Genomic DNA, 24,702 nt, shown 5'->3' with positions numbered 1-24,702 from the left:
GACCAATGGACGAGAATAGGGTTTTGCTCAATTACTACCTTTTCACAGTGCCTCACATAACTGTATTGGCTGGAGCAGTTCTCGGGTTACTTCTGCTCTTAAAGATCGATATAAAGAAGGCTCTTGGGATTTTCGCAGTTTTTTACGGCAGTATGCTCACAATACTTGCTCTCATGGTCAGAGCTTACTTCTCAAAACTTGCCCTTTATAAGGTAAGTTTAATTGTCTTCTTTGGGTTTACACTCTTGGGAGTAGTTCTTCTTTTAACATGAAATTTATATTGTCTAAATGCAAAAATATTTGGGGGATGCTAATGAAAAGAGTAACACTAATCATTGCTGTAGTATTGCTCTTATTGCCTCTTGCGTCGGCACAATTCGTCATATTTTCATCTCAAGGTGAGATTCTGGTGCTTACTGGAGACTATACAGAAGGTACTTTTACTCTAAAAAATGACCAAAATTTTGATTTTAAGGTTGTAAGCTTCCGCAAGTACGTTGTTTTGGATGAAAAGCTTAATGAGGTTGGAGGATTTAGGCTAGAACTTCAGAAAACAATATACAATGACTGGAAATCTGGGGAGAGCAGAGAAATAGATTACACCCTTTTTGTGAATGAAAGCGTTAAACCGGGCAACTATCAGATCGTTTTAACTTTTTGGGGCTTTTTGGAATCTGGAGATATCTATATAATAACAGCAAAAGTTCCAGTGAAAGTAGTTGACAAACCGCTTATTTTTAAGGAAGCCATAACTTATGTGAAAGAGAGGCCTTTTAGCTCTAACTATGTGCTTAATGGGGAAACAATAGTTGTTTATTCCCATGTTGAAAATTTAAAGAACAGCATAATTTCGCTGAAAGCCTCTGCATATCTTGAGAGAGACGGAAAGAAGTATTTGCTTATGACAAAAGTTGTTAATCTGACAAAAGGGGATAATATAGTTCGGTTTGAACTATCGATTCCTTATGATCTACCGTCCGGAAACTACAAACTTGTATACCTTCTGGAATATCCTGGAGGGACATACAGCTTTTCGAAAGAATATTACATTCAGTTTGGTGTTGAGCTTTCTGCACTGTCTTTAAAGAGCACTCAAGTTATGGAGGATTCTCAAAATGAAGCTTATGTTACAATAACGGCTGAAAGAGACATTAAATTCAATGTTACGCTTTTGACATACGATAAAAACGGCGAACTGCTTCGCAAATATGCTGAGACAGTCCAACTTCAAAAAGGCACAAACATAGTTCGCTTTACACTCTCAGCGGCGCCTCCCGGTGAAGTTAAGGTTCTTGTAAAAGTAACTTATGATGGTGTCTCTCTTGGAGAAAAATCGACAGCGTATTATGTTATAGCGTACCCAAAAATAGACAGCATAATCTATCACACACTGGATGGTGGAAAGATCGAGTTTATAGTTGTAGTCATGAACGAAAATCAGGGAAAAATTGAGGGGGTTTTAAGCTATAAGATAACTGCGGCAAATGGAACTCTCTATAAGGGCTCGAAGGAAGTAGTATTGACTTCGGGAAAAAATGAAATACGTCTTGAGTTCACTCTTCCAGAGGGGGAGGCAAAGTATCAGTTTGTGCTTTCTTCATTTGATAAGGAGAGCATTAGAGAGGGAACGGTTTATGTTAAGAAGCAAACTCCAACACAGACACTGTCTTCAACATCCTCCAGCAGCACAATTAGAACAAAGGAAACGACTTCATCTCAAGCAGAAAGCGTAGGAAAGAGTGAAAAGAAAAACTGGATATTATATTTTGTTGTAGCATTAGCTGTGGTTTTCTTAGTAGTGGCTCTTGTAGGGCTGAGAAAACCCAGCAAGAGGAGACGAGAAAGGCCAAAGCCTAAGAGAAAGTCACCTCTAGGCAAATACAGGAAGCCGAAAATCCCAAAATTCATAGAGAAGAGAGAACTTCCAAAAAAGAAGTGACCAAACATTTATAATATCTTTTTTCTAAATCTCTTCTAGGCGAGAGGGCTGGGAGTTGCCGGGCCTTGAGCCCGAGGAAGTTCCGCCCACCGCACCGGGGCCGCGGTGCCGCAAGGCACCTCCCGAGAGGGAGGGCAACGGCGCAGAAACGACACGTCCTCCGAGGGATGGGAATGAAAACGGCGAAGGGGGCTGGTGACAGCTCCCGAGCTAACCCGCAGACGACCTCGGAGGGATCGGTGAAACGGCCGTCCCGCGGGGTGCAAGGCCGAAAGAGGGACGATGAGTTCCCGGTGTGAGTCCCGTGGTTGGCCGCTTAGTCGAATGCTCCCTTAATACAGAAGGCGGGCTATAGCCCTCTCGCCTATCTTCTCTTTAATATATCTAAAAGGGACGCCGATAATATTAAGAACCCACCAATAATTGTTCTCAGGGTGGGAACTTCTCCGAATACTAAAAATGCATAAACCACTGCACTTAGAGGGTCAAGATAACTGAGCAAGGCGGCTTCATTAACTTTAACGCTTTTTAATCCGTCCATGTATAGGAAGAGTGCAAAAACAGTGTGCACAGCTACTAAAATTCCAACGGCAAACCAGTCAATCTTTCCAACGGATATTTTACTGGAGAGAACAAAAGGAAGCAAGATTATAGATGCTATACTCAGCTGGGTAAACGTCAGCACATCGCTTTTTACGTCCTTTAAAAATCTACCCAAATTAGGAATTAATGCATAGAAAAATGCTGCTATGAGGGCAAATACAATCCCAGCAAAGTCTCTGTTTGTTAAATCTATTTTTTGCTCACTCATTATTATGATCAAACCTAAAAAAGCCATTAGAATTAGCGAAATTTGGAATTTTGAAATCCTCTCTTTAAGGAACTTAGCTGAAATCAGTATCGCAAGGACTGGAGCTAAATAATAAACAAGGACTGCCCTTGCTATCGAAGTGTACAAAAAGGCCGTAAATAAAAACACCCAGTTTAGCCCGAGTGCAGTTCCAAGCAGGAATACCCATTTAAATTTCTGTTTAATGGTATCACTAACCTCTCGGAACCAAGATTTATCCTTTATACTAAACAACAGCGCTAAAATTGAGGCTCCTAATGAGACCCTAAAGAATGCTACTCCTAATCCGTTTAAATTTGTAAACCTTGCAAAAATCCCAACACTTCCCCAGATTAGCATTGATAAGATTATTTTAACTCTCCCTGAAATTTCCATTTTTACTCACTCTTCAGCTCATTGTTCTCGAGCCATTCTTCATACGCTTGTTTGACCTCTTCTTTTCTGAACTTTGGCACAGCATCTCTAAAGGGATTAAACTTTTCAAGCTCTTTTTCGTTGCTCCCGATATATGTTGTGATAAACCCAACTTTGGAATGAAGGCTTGAGGGAACTCTGAGGATTCTTTTAACGTCAACAGTAACTCTACCATCAAAGTATGCTTTTGAGAATGTAGTTGATAATGCAAAGAGTCTAAGGAGTGTTTTATACCCTACACCTTGCGGAAAAGCTGTAAGTCTTGCCTCTTTAACAAATCCCTGGTAGATGTTTTCTCTGTTGTTTAGAATTAGATTAATTTGCTTTTTATTTAATCCAATGTTTTTGAGGTGGTTGTATCTTACACGCATTATAAAGTATCCAAAGCGAAGACGGAACACCCTGAAGTAGCCAGAGGACAGCATTATCCTCTTGCTTTGAATATCCTCAAATGTAACCTCCTCGGCTGAAGATACATATGCTAAAATCTTTTCCCTTGCCTTAGAATCGAGTTCAAGAGCCCACTCATCGAGAACCCTTATATGATAGCCTCTCCCTGAATAAACCACATGAATATCTTCAAATCCAAAATCCTCCTTTAAAACGATTAATGTATCCTTTGCGAGCTCTTTGGCATCCTCTAAGCAAATTGGACAAACAGTTCCACTTTCATGGTTACATCTCCTTAAAGGTAAATCTTTGGCGTCTATGTCAAAAACAAGCTCTGCGCCAAGCCATCCGCCCATTTCCCTGGGCTCCTCATAAAGTGCAACACTTGAGAACATTGCATAAGGCGCAGTTGCTCTAACATAGTCTTCTAAATCCCTAACATCATGGAATACATTTTTTCTATCACTTGGACCCTCACCTGTATGGTCAAAGCCGAACTCTCTATTTTCAAGAGTCTCCACAATAAATGCTGGGAGTTTTTTGGCACTCCATTCCTTTTCATAGTAGAGTTGTCTCTCCTTCTTTGTAACCTCTCTGAAAAGCTCACTCATTTCTCTCCTCTCCTGGGTTCTCTTTCTTGCTTTCTAAGTACAACTTTCTCAAATAATAAGTGAGGGGATTTTTGATGTATTTGCAATCTTTATCTGGTTTACAGAGCTGGGGAGCATTTGCTCTAATTTTTGAGCAGTTTGGCGGGAAATACCAAGTGGAGGTGCCGCTGTCTTCCAGCCTGGGCTTTGAGGTATATCCAAAGCCGAGATGATACCATATGTTCTTGATTTCATTCGGCTGGTCTTCAAAAAGCGGAGGAGAGCAGCGGTTTCCTGCTTCGATTATTATTGGTAGAATTTCTTTTTCAATTATACTCAAATCCTTTATACAGTCTTTGATTCTCACATTTTTGCTTGGGGGATTGGGGCATATTCTAGCATAGCTTAAGAATGATGTTAACAGAACAGTTATGGCATAGTTTCTCAATCCACTAGGAACTCCTCCGAGGGCAATTTTAACACATGGAGGGAATAAATCAAATCTTAACGGCTGAGTGCTGGCTTTTCCAACTTTCTCAAACCTTTTCTTAAAGTGTTCTCTTGCAATCTCGCTTAATCTGTTGTAAAGCTGGAGGTAATATTGCGGAAGTTCATCTCTGAGCTCATATAATAAATTTACGGCTCTTTCGAGATTTCTCTCAAATGATTTCTTCCAGAGGTCTATCACTTGATTTCTGGTTAAATAGGCATACCCCTTTTTAATATACACACTTTTTAAACTGCCTTCATTTAAACTGAGAAAATCTTTTAGCTTAATTTTATATTTGAGGGCAATTCTATCCCTTTCCTCTGGGGAAATTTCGCTGTGAAGTCGTTTTTCAATTATTGTTAAATCTCTTTGGGGTATCTCATTTTCTGAGACTGGCTCAATTGAGAGGGATAGTTCTTCAAAGTTTTTAGACTTCTCAATTCTGGTGAGATAAATTCTTAAGTTGGCTTCTTTTACGAGCTCCATTTCAAATCCATATGGAGAAAATGCTAGAGCACCTAGAAGGGCGTAAAATCCCATTAGGTCTTTCAGATCATCAGTATCTAAAATGTATCTAGGGATGACATTGTCTTTTAACCATACAACTCGTTCTAATGCCAGATTTATATCTAGATATGTTGGAATAATCTCTAAGAAGCTGTTGATGTTTTCAAATTCTTTTAATATCTCCCTTGCTCTCTTTCCAAAGGGATCTAGCATGACCTCACCTTAAGGAGGTTGTTAGTTTGGGCATAAAACTCTTATGCTCTCTAAAAAGATTACCTCATGGTATCTATCATTGCCTTCTTTTTTGTGGATATTCCCTAAATTTGTAAAATTAACAATTGAGATTGCAGAAAGTGCAGAAAATCTGAAACTTTACTCCAAAAATTTTATATTGCTTAACAGTCCAAAATAAATTAGTCATAACAAGATGGGGAAAGATAAAACTTAATAAGAGCTAAATGTTGTAATATCAATATTACCGGGTGATTGAGATGATCGAACCTTATACGGTGAAAAGAGTCAAAAGTGGTATTCCTGGGTTTGACGAGCTAATTGAAGGAGGTTTCCCTGAAAATACAACTGTCCTAGTAACGGGTGGTACAGGTACTGGTAAAACAACTTTTGGAGCGCAGTTTATATATAAAGGTGCAGAGGAGTATGGAGAACCCGGAGTTTTTGTTACCTTAGAGGAAAGAGCAAAAGATCTTAGAAGAGAAATGCGCTCTTTTGGTTGGGATTTTAAAAAATATGAGGAGCAGGGATTGATTGCTATTGTCGATGGTGTCAGTTCAAGTGTTGGCCTGCCCTCAGAAGAAAAGTTTGCTCTTGAGGATAAGTTCAATATCGATCAGTTCCTGAGGTATATTTATAGAGTTGTCAAAAGTATAAATGCAAAGCGATTAGTTATTGACTCTATTCCATCAATAGCGTTTAGACTCAAAGAAGAAAAGCAGATTAGGGAAGTTCTCCTGAAATTAAATACAATCCTCCTAGAAATGGGGGTCACAACAATTTTGACAACTGAGGCTCCTGACCCAAGTGCTGGAAGAATAAGCAGATATGGAATTGAGGAGTACATAGCGAGGGGTGTTGTTATCCTTGATCTTCAAGAGAGAAACATTGAGCTGAAGAGGTATCTGCTTATTAGGAAAATGCGTGAAACAAAACACTCAATGAGAAAATATCCCTTTGAAATAACTAGCCACGGGATAGTTGTTTATCCAAGTGGAGAAATCTACTAGACCAAGTTTTTGCTTGGGGGTGTTCTGGCATTGGATCAAAGTCTCTTTGAAGTATACGAGGAAGTCGAAAAACACGTGGAAAGAGTGTCAACAGGGATAATAGATGATCTCATAATGGGGGGCATCCCCAAAGGGAGCGTTATTCTGCTTATTGGTGATCCAAAATCTGGAAAAACAACTTTTATCAGCCAGTTTATTCACACGCAGCTAGCTATGGGGTATCCTACAATTGGTATACTCGTTGATATCTCAAAATATGAATTTGTAAGTAATGCTCTTAGTTTTGGATGGGATTTTATGCCATATCTTGAGGATACATTCTTCGTGCTTGATGCCTACAGCCAAAGATTGAGAGGCACCCCTAGGTTCACTTTCGATGAAGCTGTCGTTACTGATATCACGGACACAACCCAGCTTATTGATGCTATAAAAGATATAACCCTAAAGATTTTATCTCAAAAGAACCCTCCAATGATAACTGGAGTAATATCATCTTTAACTCCCATATTCTTTGAAACGGATAAAAAGCAAATATACAAATTCTTGGAAGATTTAAAAGAGTTTGCTCATAGACACAAACAAGTGTGGATATTAGAAATGAACTCTGGAATTGAAGAGCCTCATGTTGAGATGATGGTCAAAGCAATAGTTGATGGAATAATTGAAATGAGATTAATAGAAGAAAATATGACTCTCAGAAGGTATCTAAGAGTCTATGGGATGAGAAGAACTAAACATGTTCTTTCTTGGGTACCTTATGAAATAACGGAATCTGGAATTAAGCTCCAACTCTGATTTTCTATTATGGTTGCTGTACTCGTTTAATTACCTCCCGGTTACTGCCAATCTTACTGTCAACACCATTGTTAAAAGAAAACTTTTTAAAGTTGTATATTTACTTACTATCATGGTTAAGCAAAAAATATATGTCATGGTAGTAATATTGGCTTCTCTGATTATGCTGGGTGCTGTGTATGTTATTGGACATGATGAGTATACAAGCCTTAAAAGTGCTCAAAAGGGAGATACAGTAGTTTTTACTGGTCTTTGTGTCTACTCTAAAGGTGATTTTAGTGTGCTTACGAATGGATATGAAACTGTCATGGTTTACAGAAATTTAACAGAGGGCAGAATTTACACTATCAGAGGGAAATTAACTGACAAAGAGAGGAGAGCTTTGTATCCACTAGAGATTGCAAATGGAAGTGCTGAAGAACTGCTTATTTCCAATTTATCTGGAGTTTATTGGGTAGATTACAACTGCTACATTCTCATTCCTCAAAAAGTGAAACTTAACAAATGCTTAAACATCCAAAAAGGAGCTGAAGTGAATGCTAAGGGCGTACTTTACGGGAATACATTTTACATTCTCAGCTTTGAAGTGGGGGATTTTTTGGCAGAACCAAAGGATGGTTTTCCTTATAGAGTTGTTGGAGTGGTCATAAACAACGGAACGCCGACAGTGATATGGAACGGAAAAGAAAAGGTTAAGGTTTATCTTCCATATAAGTTTTCTCTGAATCTTGGAGATAAAGTCGAAATCTTAGGAATTGCACGGCTTTATTCCACACTTACTCTTTATGTAAACAGTCCAGATGACGTTAAATTAATTGGGAAAGCTAAGAGAAAACCACTCGGAGAAGAGAATGTTGGTGATATAGTCTACGGAAGTTGTCAGGTCGTCAAATCTGGTAGAAGTTTGGGTTTAAATTGTACTGATCTAAAATTATACTCGTTCTCTGCAAGAATTGGAGATATAATAAAATTTGAAGCTCTTAGAAGGGAAAGATCCCTTGTGTGCCTAAACTGTTCGGTTAAGCTCCCAAGGGAAAAGCTTGAAAATTCAATATGCAGTCCAGAACGAGCAGGAATAATCAAAATTGAAGGAAAAGTTTCTTGGGTTAAAATTTATAAAAACGGTTTTGGATTGGCGAATATTACAAATGGTGATTGCTGGATTTTGCTGAAGCTTAAAAAGTCATTAAACCTTGAGTTTAAGGAGAATCAAACAGTTACAGCTTTTGGGGTTTACACAACTTATAGAGAAAAGCCAGCTCTTGAACTGCTCTCAGGGGAGGACATATGCTTGGAGAATTCCTGCTTGGGCTCTTAGCTGGAACTTTAACTGGAATAACACCCGCTCTTCATGTCAACACTTTGGCATCACTGTTGAATGCCTTAAATAATAACTCTGATGGATTTGTAATTCTGATTTACATTATGGGACTAACACACACATTTCTAGATTCTATACCTTCGACATTTCTTGGTATTCCCGATGAAGATACAGCGCTAAATATCTTGCCAGCCCACAGATTGGTCATTGAAGGAAGAGCTATTGAAGTGATCAATATCTCTCTAAAAGCGAGTCTTTTGGCTGTGATTTTTGCCCTTCCCCTTGTACCTATCTATTTTTTCATAGCTCCTAGATATGTTCCAGAGTTTGGCAGAGTTTTTGTGTTCTTTTTAGCATTCCTTCTGATCTTAACGGAGAAGGGAATAAGGAAGGTTTTTGCTTTAGCTGTTATCTTGCTCTCTGGAATTTTGGGAATTCTAATTGATTACCTGCCTCTTCATGAGCCTTATTTCCACATCTTTGTCGGTTTGTTTGGGATTCCAACAATAATGTACTCTCTGCACAGTGAGGTGAGCAGCATTGAGATTAGAGATGGTAGGATTAAAATGTCTCATATCTCTTTACTGAAATTTTCTTTTCTTGGCACTGTTTTGGGAATGTTTGCATCCCTCCTTCCAGCGTTTACTTCTTCTCAAGCTGCATTAATCGGGAGCTTCTTTTCGAATGATGAGAGGTCATTTTTAACTGTTGCATTTTCAGTAAATACTTCAAACTTTTTCTTCTCGCTCTTTAATTTCTACCTAACTGGGAGGACAAGAAACGGGATAATGGTCTTAATTAAAGGGAAGTATTATCTGCTGAGTTCACGCGAAGTTTTAATTTTGGCATCACTTACCATCGTTGCAGCTTTAATTATAAATCTCTACGGGTTAAAAACAGCTGAAGTAATCAGTAGTTTTATTTTTAAGGTGAATTATAAGCTCCTAAACTTTCTTGTTATAGTCTTTATTGTTGTACTGTCTTTTTATTTCGACGGAATCCTTGGTATTTTAGTTTTGGTAACAGCGTCACTAATAGGATCTCTTCCGCTTCTCCTTAATGTAAAGAGAACAAACTGTATGGGGGTTTTGATGATAAAAATAATGGTAAGGAAATAATTAAGCAAAAATCAAGCAGATTTTTCCTTCAAAATCTTTTGGAATTCAGTATAGTCTGTTACTATCTTCACATTGTCAAGAGTCTCAAAGTAAATCTTTTTGATTTTAACCTTCTTTGCAGTGGTGTACTTCATTTTAGGGGGATCATAAGAACCGAGTTCAACAATTTCGTCTTCAATAACATATGTTTTTAAATCAGGTTGTCCTACATACTTCCAAACCTCATAGAACACCTCTGGAGCAAGGTGTATTTCCCCCTCAATTTCTGTATAGTCTGCCCCTATATCCTCTAGAAACTCTTTTATAACCTCTAAGTTCATAGAACCACCACTATATATTTTGCATCTCAAGAGTTAAATATCTATCGCTTCAACTATCATGGGGTGATGAAAATGGCGAGAGTTTACGTTGATGCTCAGGCTTCACGAGCACTTCAAAAAGGTGCCATGATTATCTTCAAAAAGGGTGTCATCAGGACTGAAGGCGAGATAAAGCCGGGAGATATTGTTGAGGTGTATTCTCGTGGAGGAAAGTTCTTGGGTAAGGGGTTTGCAAATCCAAACTCGAATATAATGGTTCGTTTGCTAACAAAAGAGAAAGATGTGGAAATTAACAAAGAACTCTTCAAAAAGAGAATCAGAAAGGCAAATGAATATAGGAAGAAAGTTCTCCGCTACGGCAACGTTTACAGGATGGTCTATGGTGAGGCAGATTATTTGCCAGGATTAATCGTTGACCGCTTCAATGATATAGCTGCTCTTCAGATTTCAAGCGCTGGGATGGAAAAGTTCAAGCTCGATGTTGCTGAGGCAATAATGGAAGTTGAGCCAGAAATAGAAACTGTTTTTGAAAAGAATACGGGAAGATCAAGGAGAAGGGAAGGACTGCCAGAGATTGAGCGTGTATTGCTTGGCAAAGAAAAATACAGAACGATAATTGAAGAAGGAAAAGCTAAATTCATAGTTGACATGCGCGGACAAAAGACTGGATTTTTCCTCGATCAGAGAGAGAACAGAATTGCCTTAGAAAAATACATTAAAGGCGGTGAAAAAGTCCTTGATGTTTTCACTTACACGGGGGGCTTTGCAATTCATGCTGCTGTTGCCGGAGCTGAAAAGGTAATAGCCATTGATAAATCTCCAAAAGCGATAGAGATGGCAAAAGAGAATGCAAAGCTCAATGGTGTCGAAGACAAGATGGAGTTTATAGTGGGTTCAGCATTTCCTGAAATGGAAAAGCTCCAGAAGAAAGGAGAAAAGTTTGATATAGTAATTCTCGACCCTCCTGCATTTGTCCAGCATGAGAAGGACTTAAAGAGGGGATTAAGGGCTTATTTCAACGTGAACTATCAGGGGCTTAAGCTTGTAAAAGATGGAGGGATATTAGTAACTTGCTCATGCTCTCAGCACGTTGATTTGCAGGCATTTAAAGACATGATTATCGCAGCTGCAGCAAAGGCAGGCAAATTCCTTAAGATGCTTGAGCCCTATAGAACACAAGCTCCAGATCATCCAATACTGATGGCTTCAAAGGATACTGAATATCTCAAATGTCTGTTCCTATATGTTGAGGACATGAAGTGATGATTTGTTTTTCTCTTTCTGCATTTCATTGGACGTTTACTGATCTCTTATTTGATAGTGATGCTTTATGCAGAGGCTTAACCTTATAAATTGGAGGGGCCATATTTTCTTTAGCGAATGAAGAGAAAGCACCTCCTCTGAGCACTGCAATGAAGATACGCCCACGGTCTGACGCTATAGAGTGAAAATTAAAGAGTGTCTGACTCTTGTTCCCGCTTTAAATTTTATGTCTTTAACATTGTATCCCATTTTTTCTGCTTCTTTGGTTATAACATTAAGCAGAGGAGCTTTGTCAGGCAAAAATAGAGCAACTTTTCCTCTAGGTTTTAAGTAGTCTTTTGCTTCTTTCAAGAGCTTGAGTGAAAACTCCTCTCCATATTTGCCTCCGCCTACAGCTTCGATAGGAGTTAAAACCCCCTTTGTGGGCTTCTCATAGTAAGGAGGAGCTGAGAATATAACATCGAATTTTTCTTCCTCTGGAATTAAGCCTTTTATGATCTCTCCTTTGCTTTTTATGAGCTTAATTTGAACTTTATTACGTTCAGTATTCCTCTTTGCACACTCAAAAAATTCTTTATTAATCTCCGTAGCCCAAACTTCGCAGTTAAGCAACTTAGCTGCCATGATCGCCATCAATGCAGAATGGCCTGTCCCAATTTCGAGGACTTTTTCTCCACCTCGCAAAAATGTCTTTAGAAAAATGTATCGTGAAATTGGGGGTGTTATTAGACCTTTTGGATGATACTCCACCTCAATGTCAAAAGCAGCTTTTGCAACAGCCTTATTGTATAGAATCCGGGCTTCTCTATTACTGAAGTCTAGCTTGCCGTTTTTTATGTATTTTTGAAGTTCGGGGAAAACTTTCAGAGCATCCGCTATTTTTAACCCTATCATTCTCATGCTTCCTTATTTTATGAGTTTGCATAAAAATTTTGGGATCTTCGGATTTTGCCTACTATTTATGAGAGTTTGCAAAACATATAAAAATAGTTATAAACGATTGAGATAATATAACAAAAGGTGAGTTATATGGAGGAGACAAAACACAAAATGTATACAATCCGCGATTAGTGATTCCTTGTGGAAAAGTCATTGACCATCTAAGTGAAGACGTTATTGAAATGTTTGAGCACTACTACGGCGGCATTCCAGTGGATGATATCAAGTGCTTGACTTGTCCATATGCAGATAGGATTATTTTGGATTTTGGGCTTGTTATCACTGTTTGCACTGCTTCTCGATTGGTGAAATAAATTCAAAAGGGATAGAATCACAAAAGGGCTAAAATCGCCATAACTTTTGCATCCTCCACCATGTTGTCTATTCTCGCATACTCGTTTGGCTGGTGAGCTGTTTCATCGCATGTGCACCACACAACTGCTAGAATTCCAAGCATTCTGAAGTAAGCTGCAAAAGTTCCTCCGCCAATTCCTCCAACTTTAGCTTCTTTGTTTCTCAAAATCTTAATTGCATTCTGAAGGAGTTTTACTATTTCACTGTCTTTTGGAGTTGGTTCTGGAGCATCAACCCTCTGCATCACTTCAATCTCAATTTTTGCCCCTCTGTACTTTTCTTCCATTTCTTTTGCGAGTTCTTTTGCATCGTTTAGAATATCGTCAAGTTTGTATTTTGGTAAAACCCTACAATCAAATACTATCTCATGCTCTCCTGGAGCTATGTTTGGAGCATCAGAAGGATTTCCACCCATTGTTGGTTCAAAGGTGCTCTCAGGTGGGCCAAAAATTTCATCCTTTGCATCATATTTCTCATGGAGAAGTTTGTCGAGCTTGTATCCATATTCTAAAGCAACACGGTGAGCATTTAAACCTCTATCTGGCATGCTTGCGTGGACTTGCTTCCCTTTGAACTTAATCTTCATCCAGAGTATACTCTTTTCTGCTATTTCAATAAATGTTCCCTCTTCGTTTCCGCCGTCTGGAACTAATACAAGATCATCTTTTCTGAAAAGCTCTGGGTGGTTCTCCATGAGCCATTTTATTCCGTATTCACTTCCTGTTTCCTCATCACTCACAAATGCTAGGATTATTGTCCTCTTTGGCCTTATGCCGAGATTCATAAGAGCTTTCACAGCATATAGGGATGCAACCAAGCTCTGCCCATTGTCCTCACTGCCTCTTCCATAAACCTTTCCATCTTTAACAACTGGCTTAAAAGGTTCTGTTACAATCCATTTGCTTAAGTCTCCTGGGGGAACTACATCTAGGTGAGTTAGAATCCACAAGCGGGGGCTTTCTTCTCCTTTTTCTCCATAGTAATAGGCCAAAATGTTCGGTCTCACACCGTTTTTAGCTCTTTCATCTGGGACATCATAGCGTTCAATCTTATCAAAGCCCCAGTCCCTTATGATTTCTAAAAGCTTTTCCGCCTTGTCGTATTCTCCTTCATATCCGTAATCAGGGCTTATTGCTGGAATTTTGATAAGCTCAACCAACGTCTGAACCATCTCATCTCTAAGCTTTTCAACTTCCTCAGAAACTTTTTTAATTAGCTCTTCCACGATACCACCCCTGCAATATCTTGGTTGGAGCATATTAAACGCTTTTTGATTAACGAGTAATATTCGGTTAGCCAAATGTCTTATATACCATCTGATGCAAACATTTAACATACTGAAAAAGTAAGAGGAGGGGAATAGATGATAGAGATAACATTTCTGGGTAGCGGTGGAGGCAGATTCATAACAATAACGCAGACTCGTTCCACTGGTGGGTTCTTTATAAAAGCGAGTAAGAAAATTTATGTTGATCCCGGACCGGGAGCGCTTGTGAGGGCTTGGCGTTACAAAATCGACCCAAGGCGAATTGATGTTCTCTTTGTATCCCACAGACATACTGACCACTGCAACGATGTGGAAGTAATGATTGAAGGCATGACGATGGGTGTAACAAAAAAGAGGGGGATTTTAATAGCTTCTAAAAGCGTTGTCCATGGAGATGAGAATCACACACCTGCAGTTTCAAAGTATCATCTCGATTCTTTAGAGGAAATACACACTCCGAATCCTGGAGATAAGTTCATTCTTGGAGATGAGGAGATGGTAATAACTCCAACAATTCACTCAGACTCAACCACAATAGGCTTTAAGCTAAAAACGAAGTTTGGAGACATTTCTTACATTCCAGATACCCAGTATTTTGATGAGCTGAAAGAATGGCATGAAGGAGCGAGAGTCATGATAGCAGCGATAACTCGACCAAAGGATATGAGAATCCCATACCATTTGTGCACTGAGGATGTAGTTTATATGCTGAAGGGAATGAAAGAAAAGCCCGAATTGCTAATTATGAACCACATAGGCATGAAGATGCACTTTGCAAACCCATACAAGGAGGCAAAGTTCATTGAAAATGTCACTGGAGTGAAAACTTTAGTGGCAAAGGAGGGTTTCAGAGTTACTATTGGAAAAGAAATAAGATTAAAAACGCTGAGACCAGCTAGGTGGATTTAAGGCTTTCGACGGCTTTTGAAACCACACTGTAGGCTAGATCAAAGAGTTCTTTCATTCTCTTTTCTGTTTGTCCCTCCACAACAACTCTGATTTTCGGCTCTGTTCCTGAAGGTCTCACTAGGACCCATGAGCCGTCGTTGAGGTTGAGCCTTATTCCAGAAATTGTGAGAACTTCTTTAATTTCATCCTTTAGCTTTCTCTCAAGCTCGTTTTTTGCAATTTCCATAACTTTCGGCTTCAGGTCATCCGGGCATTTGACGTTCTTCTTTATGAGGGGATATTGAGGTATCTCCTTGATGATTTCTGATAGCGGCTTTCCTTCTTCATCAATGAGCTTAATTAAAAGCCCCATTGTTACAAAACTGTCAATCCACATTCCAAATTTTGGATGAATGAACTTCCAAGGCTCAGCGGCAAAAATTGCATGATACTTCTTTATGCCATCGTGGAGCTGGCCTAATGGAACACGATAAACTTTTCCACCTGCATCTTGAACAACTTTGTCAATTCTGAAGCTTGTATTTATTGAGGTAACAACAATCCCTCCGTTGTTTTCCTCGACATAAAGCTTTGCAAAGAGAGCAATTAGTGTATCCTCTGGAATGTAGTTGCCCTTTTCATCAAAAACAGCTAATCTATCAGCGTCGCCATCTTGGGCTATTGCTAAATCTACCCCGAGTTCTCTAACAAGATCTCCGAGATATGCTATATTTTCATATCTTGGTTCTGGTTTCCTGCCTGGAAAGTGTCCATCTAAATGGGCATTAGTTGAAATTACTTTTGCACCAAGTTCTCTGAGGAGATATGGTGCTATTACACTGCCGGCACCATTTGCTCCATCGTATAAAATCCTGAGACTTGTTTCATGATTTACGAAGTCTAAGACTGCATTGATGTACTCATTCTTTAAGTCACGTCTCTCAACTTTCCCGATTTCGTCCCAATTTGCCTTTTTATAGCTTTGAGAGAAGATTATCTTTTCGAGCTCTTCCTCTTGCTCAAGATAAAATTCAATGCCATTCTCATTAAACACTTTGATTCCGTTGTCTGTTGGTGGATTGTGTGAGGCAGTTATCATAACTCCTGCATCGCTCAGCTTGTTAGTTGCCCATGCAAGCATTGGGGTTGGGATTAAGCCGAGCTCTATGACATCGCTTCCCGTACTTAATAATCCGCTTATGAGGGCAGCTTCCAGCATTATGCTTGAAGTCCTAGCATCCCTTGCAACTGTGACCTTTCCAGAATTAATGTACGTTCCTAAGGCTTTTCCAACATTTAATGCCAGTTCTGGGGTTACCTTAGAATCAATAGGACCTCTAATTCCGGCTGTTCCAAAAAGCTTCATAACACCACCAAGTTAATGTATGGCTTTGCTTTATATATCTTTAGCCTCCAACTTGTAAATTGCTAATCCCTTATAATTTTCGAGCTTCATACCTTTTGGCACGGCATCTGTTGAGAAGGGAACTATGTAGAGGGGAGTTTTAATGATTTGAGCAATCTTTAAGAGATATGGCATCATCTCCGGTGTCGGTCGAATAGAATAAATTGCACTTGCGCCATTATAAATTTCAAGCTGGGGGTTAAAAATGTCATCAATAACGGCATTTAATTTCAACTCTTTTGCTCTTTCAACAGCTTTTGGATTCCAGTCCACAACGAGAACGTCAAACCCAAACTCTTTTAACTTTAATGCGGCTTTAAAATTAAAGCCAACTCCGATTTCGATGATTTTCCCTTTCTTAAATTTTTGTGCGAGATATTCTGCAAGCTTCTCATACATGATAGGGAGAAAGAAAAGAAGCTTTAAAAATCTTTAGAAAATTGCTTTCTTAGTTTTCTTATCAAAGATGTGCACCTTCCTCATGTCAAAGACTACGTCGACTTCCTGGCCTTCTTTTACCATCGATTCAGCACGGAATGAACCGACAAAAATCAGATCTCCCACTCTTAAGTGAACAATCCTTTCACTACCTAGGTTTTCTACTATATCTACAACAGCTCTAATCATGTTCTCTCCTGGGATTTTAACTTGCGCAAACATTGCATCATAGATGTCTTCTGGCCTTATACCGAAAATCACTTCCTTGCCAATATAGTTGAACTCTCTTAGCACTTCTGCTTGGTCTTCGAGAAGCTTAAGCCTGAACTCGCCAAAGTCAACCCAAACTCCTCTTTCATCTTCAACAATTGAGGCATCGAGGAAGTTCATTGCTGGTGAGCCAATAAAACCACCAACGAAAACGTTTGCTGGCTTGTTGTAAACTTCGTCTGGCGTTCCAACCTGCTGTAAAACTCCCTGATTTATAACAGCAATTCTATCCCCCATTGTCATTGCTTCAACCTGATCGTGGGTAACATAGATTGTTGTAACGCCCAGTTGCCTCTGCAGCTTTTTCAGTTCAGCACGCATTTTTACTCTAAGCTTTGCGTCAAGATTTGAGAGGGGCTCATCCATGAGGAAGACTTGTGGTTTTCTCACGATGGCTCTTCCCAAGGCAACTCTCTGCCTCTGGCCACCAGAAAGCTCTCTCGGCTTTCTCTTTAACAGCTCGGTTAAGCCGAGCATTTCTGCAACTTCTCTCACTCTTCTGTCTATCTCTTGTTTTGGAACCTTTCTGAGCTTGAGAGGGAAAGCTATGTTATCGTAAACTGTCATGTGTGGATATAGGGCATAGCTCTGAAAGACCATTGCAATATCCCTATCTTTTGGAGGTACAAAGACACCTTTTTCCGGATCAGCTACCAGCTTGTCTCCTACATATATCTGGCCCTTTGTTGGCTCCTCCAATCCTGCAATCATTCTGAGTGTTGTTGTTTTTCCACAACCGCTGGGACCTAAGAGGATCATGAACTCCCCATCTTTTATGTGGAGGTTCATATCTTGAACTGCAACGACATCACCAAACTTTTTCCACACGTTTATCAGCTTAACCTCTGCCATCAAGTCCACCTCAGTTTGCGTTTACTTTTAGTAAACATGACAATTCCATACTATAAATAAGTTTTGATGTACACGCCCTAAAAATATAAGGAGAGGAGGAGATCATTTTCTTTTCCTTAGTAGCAGTGGTGCTAGTGCGAGTCCGATAATTAAGGCTGGTCCGCAGATTCCGCTCTCAGTTGGTGAAGTTTCGCTCGGACTTGATGGAGTTGTTGTAGTTTCGCTTGGAGTGCTTGTTGTTGTGGTTGTGCTTGTTTCCTTTGTAGTTGTGGTTTGTGTTGTTGTGGTCATTTCTGTGGTAGTGGTTTCTGTCTCAGTTGGAGTTGGTTTTTCTTCTGCTTTTGCACCCTTTACTATTGGAATCATGAGAACAACAGCCCTCTTTCCAGCTTTTGCGTCATAGCTGCTGAGCATTTCTTCTTGTGTCGGCTTGTATCCTGGTGGGACGAGTAAATCGTAAACTCTTGGTGCAACGTTGTTTATTACTGCATCTGGCTCTGCCCCACCGCCTTTCCACTCCTCAGCTTGAACAGCAACTGGTCTCCACTTGTCTGGACCATATCCATCTTGAGAACCAACCAACACAGCACCGTAAAGTCCATAATCCTCGTTGATTTGTATATATTTCTTGGGCACTCTCACGATTATTGCGTTCTTAATTGGGTCAGCTGAAATTTGAAGCTCTCCTTGGATTGCAGTTCCGTCTGGGAGGACAATTAAGTTCCCATAATCCCATCCAGCTATTCTGAAGGCAACGTCCCAAGGATGTTCTGGATCAAGCTGTACGTTGCTTCCTGGTCCGTCTGGGAACATTTTGATTGCTGATGTGTTTCCGCCCTCTTTGAAGTCGAAGTAAACTTCAATGATTTGTAAGCTGAAACCGTTTGGACCGTTCCATGGATTATCTCCAAGCTCCTTAAAGTAGAACTCCATAACATATGCATCTGTTTGTTCAAGCACTCTGAATCTGAGCAAGTCTAAGTGATGCGGAACGAATACTTTATTTGTCGCATATGTGTAAGTTCCTGGTCCATGGTCATCTCCTTCAACATCAACCATGTCAATGATTGGAACTCCCTTAACTTCCATTGGGAGCTTCAGCTCGATTGGAAGTGTTATCGTCTCAAGCTCTCCGTCCTTTACAGTTGATACTGCAAAGTAGAAGTCTTCTGGGCTCTCTATGTAATCGAATGGTACAATTATCTCAACATTGCCGTTCTCGACTTTTACAGTAGCTTCCCCAATCTTTTCACTCGTTTCGTAGTCCTTAGCTTCATAAATCTCAGCCTTTCCATCTTTATACACAACGTGCTTGGTAATCATGATTCCAATGCTGTCCTTGTTGTATGGGAACAACTCATATCTAAACTCCTTTGGCTTCTCCTGGAGCAATGTGAATGTGTTTCCAAATATTTTACCCTTCTCATAAATACTGATTTCAAACTGCTCTGGGGCGTTCTTTATTACGAAGTGCATTCCTTCGCCATCGAAATAAATCTCAACTCCTCCAGCCGTTGTTGATTGGCTTGTGTAGCTCTTCTTCTCTCCTTCTCCAAGTCCCTCTATGGCCCTAACTCTGTATGGTTGTCCATCTGGGAAGTAGTTTCCGTAGAGGTAGCTTGGGGGTTCGATTTTTGCGAATTTATACATTTCGTAGAGATAAATCTTCAGGTATCTGTCAAATGTTTCTTCACCGCTCACAAACTGGTCGCTTCCATACCACCAGAACCAGTCGCTCGCTTCAGCTCTCAGCAAGTACTCATAAGCTTTGTTCCACTCCTCTTGAGACATTTTGTTCTTATTCTCAAATAGGGCTTTTCTTGCTAAATAGAGCCAGTACCAGCCGATATTCTCCTGTGGTTCGCCTATCCATGTTGAAAGTGTTCCGTCAACCCAGCTTGACTCAATCCACTGCTGTGGTTCCTCAACACCCACCATGTCATAGAGCTCGTTCAAACTCTTTGCCTCAAGGAGCTTCTTCACTTTGTCCTCTGTTGACAAATCTAAGCGTTTAAACTCCTTTGGAGTGAGCTTGTTTGCTTTATCTCCATAGAGCTGTATGTATTCGCTTGGTGTCAATGTTCTAATCAGTCCCTGCTCTTGGAGCTCAGTAAGTCTCTTGTAAAGTTGCTCAAGGAAGGTCTTTCCATCATATGGATAGTGCTCCCATGGATTTTCTCCGTCAAGTGTTATGACATAAACCAAGCTTCCATCATAGTTCTGTTTCTGGATCTTCAAGAGTTCATTGACAAAGTCTTCAACAGCATCATACTGGTTCATTCCGCTGTACCTGAAACCAACTCTGTCGCTTAAATCGTGATTTCTTGGGAAGAGATAAATCTTCTTCCCATTAAATTCAGCAACCCAGGGCTTATAGTAGTTCTCAATGCTGTATGGAATTCCCATCCTTTCAAGGACGAGCTGGTCTGTCATGACCCACTGCCAGCCATTTTCTGCTAAAATTTCGAGTGTTTTGTCATTTAAAGCACTCTCAGCTGCCCATCCACCTTTTGGCTCAACTTTTCCTCCACCTAGGTATTTCTTATACAACTCATTAGCTTTCTTGACGTGAGCATCGAAGTCGCTTTCCCATCCAAAATCATTCAGAATTGGACCAATTGGGTGAGCGTATGGAACTACTGTAACTTCAACATTTCCATTACCTAAGAGGAGGTTTATCTTTTCGTGCTCCTCAAATGTGTGGTTGAGAAGCCACATCTGGTGCTGCAGAACTGTCTTGACGTCATCTCTTGTATATCCGCCAGTGTTTCTCTTTTCATAGATTGCTTTTAGGTCATCGTGCATCATTATGTAGTTGTAGTCAATCCAAGCTAAGTTGAAGAGAACTGCCAAGTCAATGTAGTCTTGCTCTGTAAATTCGGCAGTGATCTTTTTCTTCTGCTCCTCTAACGGCAAGCCCCCATACATGGCGAATGCCTTGTTTCTCTTGTCTTTAAGCTCGGTATAGCGCTTCCAGAAGCTTCTTGTTGGGTTTCCATTCTTGTCTGTAACTGGTTCTCCGTTCCATGGAATTGTGTGGTCAAAGAATCCACCTGGAGCTTGGAGCATGAACCACTTGTCGTCAACTGTCAGGGGCTCTCCATTTGCTATTTTTTCAGTAATTATCTGGTGCATATCCTTTTTGCCGTTCATGTAATCGGCCAACTGAGCAATCAGAGAACCAGATAAATCAATTGTTGCATGGACTTCGGGATATTGGCTTAAATAATATGCCATCTTCCAGTAGTCGTTTGCCGCGTGAAGTCTAACCCATGGTCTTGTATACACATCTTGTATCGGGTCATAGTAATATGGCTGGTGCTGATGCCATACAATTATGACATTCAAGGGCTTTGGTTCCTCAGCCTTTGCTGGAACTGCTAAAGTGCTGAAGAGAACTAAAAAAATTGCAAACAGGGAAAGCAACTTTCTCATTTAATTCACCTCATTCTTTTAATCCTCCAACTGTTAAACCGCTCCTAACGTAGTTTTGAGCGAGCATAAACATTATAAACACCGGTAGAGCGAACAGCAATGCTGCTGCTGCAAAATAGTTCCAGTCGATTCCTCTTCCTATTCCTCCCATGAGGAGGTATATCCAGACTGATAAGGGCTGATTAACCTCTGTAAGCAGCAAGTTCGCGAGAATGAACTCTGTCCATCCCCCGATGAAGGCGAATATTGCAACGGTTGCTATTCCTGGGAGAGCCATTGGCAGCAAGACATATCTGATGATTTGTAAGTAGCCTGCTCCATCGACTAGCGCTGCCTCGTCAAAGTCGGGTGAAATTGAGTCTATGTAGCCTTTAAGAAGCCAAGTATTGAAAGGAACGCTTCCTGCTGCATAAATGAGAGATAACACCGGCAGTTTATCATACAATCCAAGCTTGACAATCATACCGTATAGTGCTATTAATCCAGCTATTCCAAGACCACCTGCAACTTGGGTGAACATCAGATAGAAATACAAGATGTGCTCTCTCCCAAAGAACCTCAATCTTGAGAATGCATATGCTGCTGGAATCACAAAGAACAACGTCAATATTACTGTTAATCCCGCTATAAAGAGGCTGTTCTTAAGATGAGCGAAAAATACTGAGTTCACGAACTTTCCAACTGCTGTAACTTCTACGCTTCCGATGTTCCTTGCAACTATATACTTCTCCATTGCTCCGCTCATTGTAATTCCGTCAAGTTCTCCTTTTTTCAGCTTAACATCCTTCACAACTGCAAAACCAATCGTATTATCTTTGTTAATTCTAGTTAATCTGAAAGCTCCAGATATTTCTCCAGTAAACTGACCTTCTTTGGAGCCGCTTTGATCAACTTTGAACCTCACTTCTTTAAATGGGATCTCGAACCTCAACGCTGTAAATGGCCCTGCTTTTACAACTCCAGTTATTTTTCCATTTGTTACATACAATGTATCCCCATCAAGTCTCCCTAATCCTTCAATGCTTCCAGTAAAGTTTGCTGATATTTTGCTACCTTCAAATCCAAATAAGACCTCTTTATAAGCCTCGGCAGTTATGTTCCTCGGAATTAAGGTCAGTTCTGTTGTTGCTAAAGTTGAGACTGGCTTAATAGAGACTGTGAAGATGTAGTAAACTGGGAAGAGGATAATGAACATTATGAAGATTGCCAAGAGAGTAACGACAAATGCTTTAACAATCTCACCTTTTCTCTTTGGCAGCTCAATTCTCATCCTTTGGCACCCTCCTGAAGCTTTGTTATCTTGACGTTGATGTACATGTAAACTGCTAAGACAAGGGTTGCAATCACCATTATCGCCGCTGCCCTCCCATAATGCGGTGATGCTCCAAATGCTCTCCTGAAACCGTACAGCAAGATGAACTTGTCCTCGAATAGTCCAGCGTTGTACAGATAGGGCACCATAAAGTACTGGAAGCTTGCTGCTGATGTCAGAATTGTGGCAAAGGCTATGGGCTTGCTAACTATCGGGATTACAATGTGCCTCAAACGTTGCCAGTATGTTGCTCCATCAATTATTGCGGCTTCAATTAGAGTGTCTGGAACTGATTGCAGTGCTGCTGTGATTACAGTCATCATAAAAGGATAAGCCAACCACACTTCGATTACGTTAAGAGCAATAAATCCCCAAAGAGGATCATTAATCCAGTTCGGCGGAGTTGAAACTCCAAGTGATTTGAGGACAATATTTATTGGGCCAAAAACGGGGTCAAACATGAATCTCCAAACTGTGATCGAAAACAGCAAAGGTAATGCCCAAGGAATTATGAGGAGAGACCTATACAGAAGCTTCCCCTTAACATATTTGTTGTTGTACAAAATGCTTAGGAATATTCCAGAAAAGACCTTTAAAGTCACGCTTGTCAGCACAAAGAACCAAGTCCATAAAAAAGCTCTCCTAAATTTTTCATCGCTCAATGCCCATTTAAAGTTCTCGAGACCAACAAACTGCAACTGCTTTGTTGATTCAATAGGGAAGTTTCCAAGCTGTGCATTTGTGAACGCTATGTAGATTGAATAAACTATCGGCCATAGGTTGAAAGTTAAAAATGCAGCTATTCCCGGGAGAATTAGAAACAGCGCAACCAATGTTGTCTTTTTCATCTCTTTCACCTCTTGAAAATCAAAAGGGAAAAAAGAAGAGTTATCAGCCTCCGCTAATTGCTTTCAGTATCTCCTCGTTCTGGGCTTTCAATATTGCAGCTATGTCAGCATTTTGTGGGTCTTTGAGGATCTCTGTAATTGCAGCATCAACTGGTCCCCAGACGCTTCCCATCTCTGGGCTCTTTGGCATTGGAATTGCGTATTCAACGGCCTTACCAAATCCATATAAGACTGGGTCATTTTGTATCTCTGGGTCGTTCAGCACTTCCTTAAGGACTGGAATGTAACCGAGCTCTTTAGCCAATGTTTTAGCAACTTTTGGGTTAGTTGTGAACCATTTGACAAAGAACCATGCTGCATCTTTGTTCTTTATGCCCTTTGCAAAGTAAATGAGCTTAACTCCACCGTATGGCCTTGGATAGTACTCCTTTCCATTCTCAATTATTGGTGGCAGTGGGGCAACACCAAAGTCAATTCCAGCATCCTTAACGCTTCCAATGCTCCATGGACCGTTGACCATCATTGGAGCTCTTCCCTCAAGGAATATAGCCTGCTGGGTGTTGTAGTCACCTGTTGGTGCCATGTATGGGAAGATGTTCTTGAAGAAGAACTCAAATCCTTTGATAGTCTCTGGCTTGTCTAATCCGGGTTGTTTTGTCTTGTCATCGAAGTAGTAGCCTCCAAATGCATGAGCCCAAGCTGAGATGAAGTAGGCGTTGATTGGATATGCAATTCCGTATTTCTCCTCGTCTGGCTTGGAGTATTTCTCCATTATTGCTTTCATCTCATCAAAGGTCTTTGGTGGCTCGCTGACCATCTTCTTGTTGTATATAATTGCAACTGTTTCAGCTGCGAATGGCATTGCATAGTAGTGTCCACCATAGTCAATTGCTTCCTTTGCCATTCCGCTGAACTTGTCAAGAATGTCTGGAGTTACATACTCATCAATTGGCTCAAGCAAACCAGCCTCGGCAAACTTTCCAATCCAGTCATGGGCCCAAATGAATAAGTCTGGACCTTGGCCAGCTGGAATTGCTGCCTTAAGGGCATCTTCAAGGTTTGGCTTCTGCTCAAGAACTATCTCAATGCTTGGATACTCTGCCATGAATTCCTCGATTATTGACTCAAAAACCTGAGCTTCATTTGGCTGCATGGCGTGCCATATCACGACTTTTCCACTTGGAACCTTTTCGGTTTCAGTCGGTGTTGTTGTAGTGGTTGTTGTAGTCGTGGGAGATGAGGTTGTTGTCTTTGTGGGGCTTGGAGAAGAAGTTGTTTGAGTTGCAGTCGGAGTTGTTGTTTTTTCTCCGCCAATACAGCCGCTAGCAACTACGCTAAATGCCAAAACACCAATCAAAAATAGTGCCAACAAACTTTTCTTCATAGGGGTTCACCTTACATTAGTTGTTGTCATGAAAGTATCATCGCCAGTGATATATATACCTTACGATTTTCG

General features: G+C 40.3%; 22 protein-coding genes and 1 other RNA gene. 10 read left to right on the top strand and 13 right to left on the bottom strand.

The features are described from left to right. Positions 1–5 precede the first annotated feature (5 nt). The 3 genes from E3E24_RS01040 (at position 6) to rnpB (ending at position 2,303) form a co-directional block, all read left to right on the top strand. A complete protein-coding gene (locus E3E24_RS01040; RefSeq protein ID WP_167886249.1) occupies positions 6–272 on the top strand; it encodes a hypothetical protein in 267 nt (88 codons plus the stop codon). Between the two features lie 41 nt (positions 273–313). After that, positions 314–1,939, top strand: coding sequence for a hypothetical protein (locus E3E24_RS01035; RefSeq protein WP_167886248.1), 1,626 nt, complete (start codon positions 314–316; stop codon positions 1,937–1,939). 39 nt (positions 1,940–1,978) lie between these two features. After that, positions 1,979–2,303: RNase P RNA component (gene rnpB / locus E3E24_RS01030), an RNA gene on the top strand. Here rnpB and E3E24_RS01025 read toward each other — a convergent pair. From E3E24_RS01025 to priL, 3 genes are read right to left on the bottom strand one after another with little or no spacing between them, the layout of a single operon-like run. Then, the gene (locus E3E24_RS01025; protein WP_167886247.1) at positions 2,304–3,164 is read right to left on the bottom strand and encodes a DMT family transporter; all 861 of its coding nucleotides are present in this window, start codon (positions 3,162–3,164) and stop codon (positions 2,304–2,306) included. Between the two features lie 2 nt (positions 3,165–3,166). After that, positions 3,167–4,204, bottom strand: coding sequence for a DNA primase catalytic subunit PriS (gene priS, locus E3E24_RS01020; protein ID WP_167886246.1), 1,038 nt, complete (start codon positions 4,202–4,204; stop codon positions 3,167–3,169). Continuing rightward, positions 4,197–5,393 (bottom strand): DNA primase large subunit PriL, encoded by a 1,197-nt coding sequence (priL, locus tag E3E24_RS01015; RefSeq protein ID WP_167886245.1) that lies wholly within the window; start codon positions 5,391–5,393, stop codon positions 4,197–4,199. The genes priS and priL overlap by 8 nt, the downstream gene beginning before the upstream one ends. A gap of 278 nt (positions 5,394–5,671) precedes the next feature. Between priL and E3E24_RS01010 the strand changes: the two genes are divergently transcribed. The 4 genes from E3E24_RS01010 (at position 5,672) to E3E24_RS00995 (ending at position 9,655) form a co-directional block, all read left to right on the top strand. Further along, positions 5,672–6,421: an ATPase domain-containing protein gene (locus E3E24_RS01010; protein ID WP_167886490.1), complete on the top strand. Its 750-nt coding sequence runs from the start codon at positions 5,672–5,674 to the stop codon at positions 6,419–6,421. Positions 6,422–6,451: 30 nt separating this feature from the next. After that, entirely contained in the window at positions 6,452–7,216 is a 765-nt protein-coding gene (locus E3E24_RS01005; protein WP_167886244.1) for an RAD55 family ATPase, read from the top strand. Positions 7,217–7,328: 112 nt separating this feature from the next. After that, positions 7,329–8,534, top strand: a complete 1,206-nt coding sequence (locus E3E24_RS01000) for a hypothetical protein (RefSeq protein WP_167886243.1) — start codon at positions 7,329–7,331, stop codon at positions 8,532–8,534. Continuing rightward, positions 8,504–9,655, top strand: a complete 1,152-nt coding sequence (locus tag E3E24_RS00995) for a tripartite tricarboxylate transporter permease (protein ID WP_167886242.1) — start codon at positions 8,504–8,506, stop codon at positions 9,653–9,655. Before E3E24_RS01000 ends, E3E24_RS00995 begins: the two co-directional genes overlap by 31 nt. Before the next feature lie 11 nt (positions 9,656–9,666). Here the strand turns inward: E3E24_RS00995 and E3E24_RS00990 are convergent, their stop codons facing one another. Continuing rightward, entirely contained in the window at positions 9,667–9,975 is a 309-nt protein-coding gene (locus tag E3E24_RS00990) for a DUF5748 family protein (RefSeq protein ID WP_167886241.1), read from the bottom strand. Between the two features lie 72 nt (positions 9,976–10,047). Here E3E24_RS00990 and E3E24_RS00985 point away from each other — a divergent pair, with 72 nt between their 5' ends. After that, entirely contained in the window at positions 10,048–11,238 is a 1,191-nt protein-coding gene (locus E3E24_RS00985; protein ID WP_167886240.1) for a class I SAM-dependent rRNA methyltransferase, read from the top strand. A gap of 174 nt (positions 11,239–11,412) precedes the next feature. Here the strand turns inward: E3E24_RS00985 and E3E24_RS00980 are convergent, their stop codons facing one another. Continuing rightward, positions 11,413–12,138 carry an RlmF-related methyltransferase gene (locus E3E24_RS00980; RefSeq protein ID WP_167886239.1) on the bottom strand — a complete coding sequence of 242 codons (726 nt, stop codon included), beginning with the start codon at positions 12,136–12,138 and terminating at the stop codon, positions 11,413–11,415. 170 nt (positions 12,139–12,308) lie between these two features. Between E3E24_RS00980 and E3E24_RS00975 the strand changes: the two genes are divergently transcribed. Beyond that, positions 12,309–12,491 (top strand): hypothetical protein, encoded by a 183-nt coding sequence (locus E3E24_RS00975; protein ID WP_167886238.1) that lies wholly within the window; start codon positions 12,309–12,311, stop codon positions 12,489–12,491. A gap of 17 nt (positions 12,492–12,508) precedes the next feature. On the opposite strand, the gene E3E24_RS00970 is transcribed toward E3E24_RS00975, so the two are convergent. Next, a complete protein-coding gene (locus E3E24_RS00970; RefSeq protein WP_206204973.1) occupies positions 12,509–13,789 on the bottom strand; it encodes a M20 family metallo-hydrolase in 1,281 nt (426 codons plus the stop codon). 105 nt (positions 13,790–13,894) lie between these two features. Here E3E24_RS00970 and E3E24_RS00965 point away from each other — a divergent pair, with 105 nt between their 5' ends. Next, positions 13,895–14,707, top strand: coding sequence for an MBL fold metallo-hydrolase (locus E3E24_RS00965; protein ID WP_167886236.1), 813 nt, complete (start codon positions 13,895–13,897; stop codon positions 14,705–14,707). Here the strand turns inward: E3E24_RS00965 and glmM are convergent. From glmM to E3E24_RS00930, 7 genes are all read right to left on the bottom strand, one after another. Then, on the bottom strand, positions 14,694–16,052 hold the full coding sequence (gene glmM, locus E3E24_RS00960) for a phosphoglucosamine mutase (RefSeq protein WP_167886235.1): 1,359 nt from the start codon (positions 16,050–16,052) through the stop codon (positions 14,694–14,696). The genes E3E24_RS00965 and glmM overlap by 14 nt on opposite strands. A gap of 30 nt (positions 16,053–16,082) precedes the next feature. Next, the gene (locus E3E24_RS00955; RefSeq protein ID WP_167886234.1) at positions 16,083–16,490 is read right to left on the bottom strand and encodes a UPF0146 family protein; all 408 of its coding nucleotides are present in this window, start codon (positions 16,488–16,490) and stop codon (positions 16,083–16,085) included. Positions 16,491–16,523: 33 nt separating this feature from the next. After that, a complete protein-coding gene (locus E3E24_RS00950) occupies positions 16,524–17,651 on the bottom strand; it encodes an ABC transporter ATP-binding protein (protein ID WP_167886233.1) in 1,128 nt (375 codons plus the stop codon). 102 nt (positions 17,652–17,753) lie between these two features. After that, a complete protein-coding gene (locus E3E24_RS00945; RefSeq protein ID WP_167886232.1) occupies positions 17,754–21,086 on the bottom strand; it encodes a glucodextranase DOMON-like domain-containing protein in 3,333 nt (1,110 codons plus the stop codon). Between the two features lie 10 nt (positions 21,087–21,096). Beyond that, a complete protein-coding gene (locus tag E3E24_RS00940; RefSeq protein WP_167886231.1) occupies positions 21,097–22,356 on the bottom strand; it encodes an ABC transporter permease subunit in 1,260 nt (419 codons plus the stop codon). Then, the gene (locus tag E3E24_RS00935) at positions 22,353–23,246 is read right to left on the bottom strand and encodes a carbohydrate ABC transporter permease (RefSeq protein WP_167886230.1); all 894 of its coding nucleotides are present in this window, start codon (positions 23,244–23,246) and stop codon (positions 22,353–22,355) included. The genes E3E24_RS00940 and E3E24_RS00935 overlap by 4 nt, the downstream gene beginning before the upstream one ends. 43 nt (positions 23,247–23,289) lie before the next feature. Beyond that, a complete protein-coding gene (locus E3E24_RS00930; protein ID WP_167886229.1) occupies positions 23,290–24,630 on the bottom strand; it encodes an extracellular solute-binding protein in 1,341 nt (446 codons plus the stop codon). Between the last annotated feature and the right edge of the window lie 72 nt (positions 24,631–24,702).

Origin of the sequence: Thermococcus sp. LS2 (genome assembly GCF_012027375.1) — an archaeon.
GTDB lineage: Archaea > Methanobacteriota_B > Thermococci > Thermococcales > Thermococcaceae > Thermococcus_B.
This window is presented reverse-complemented; position numbering and strand designations above follow the sequence as displayed.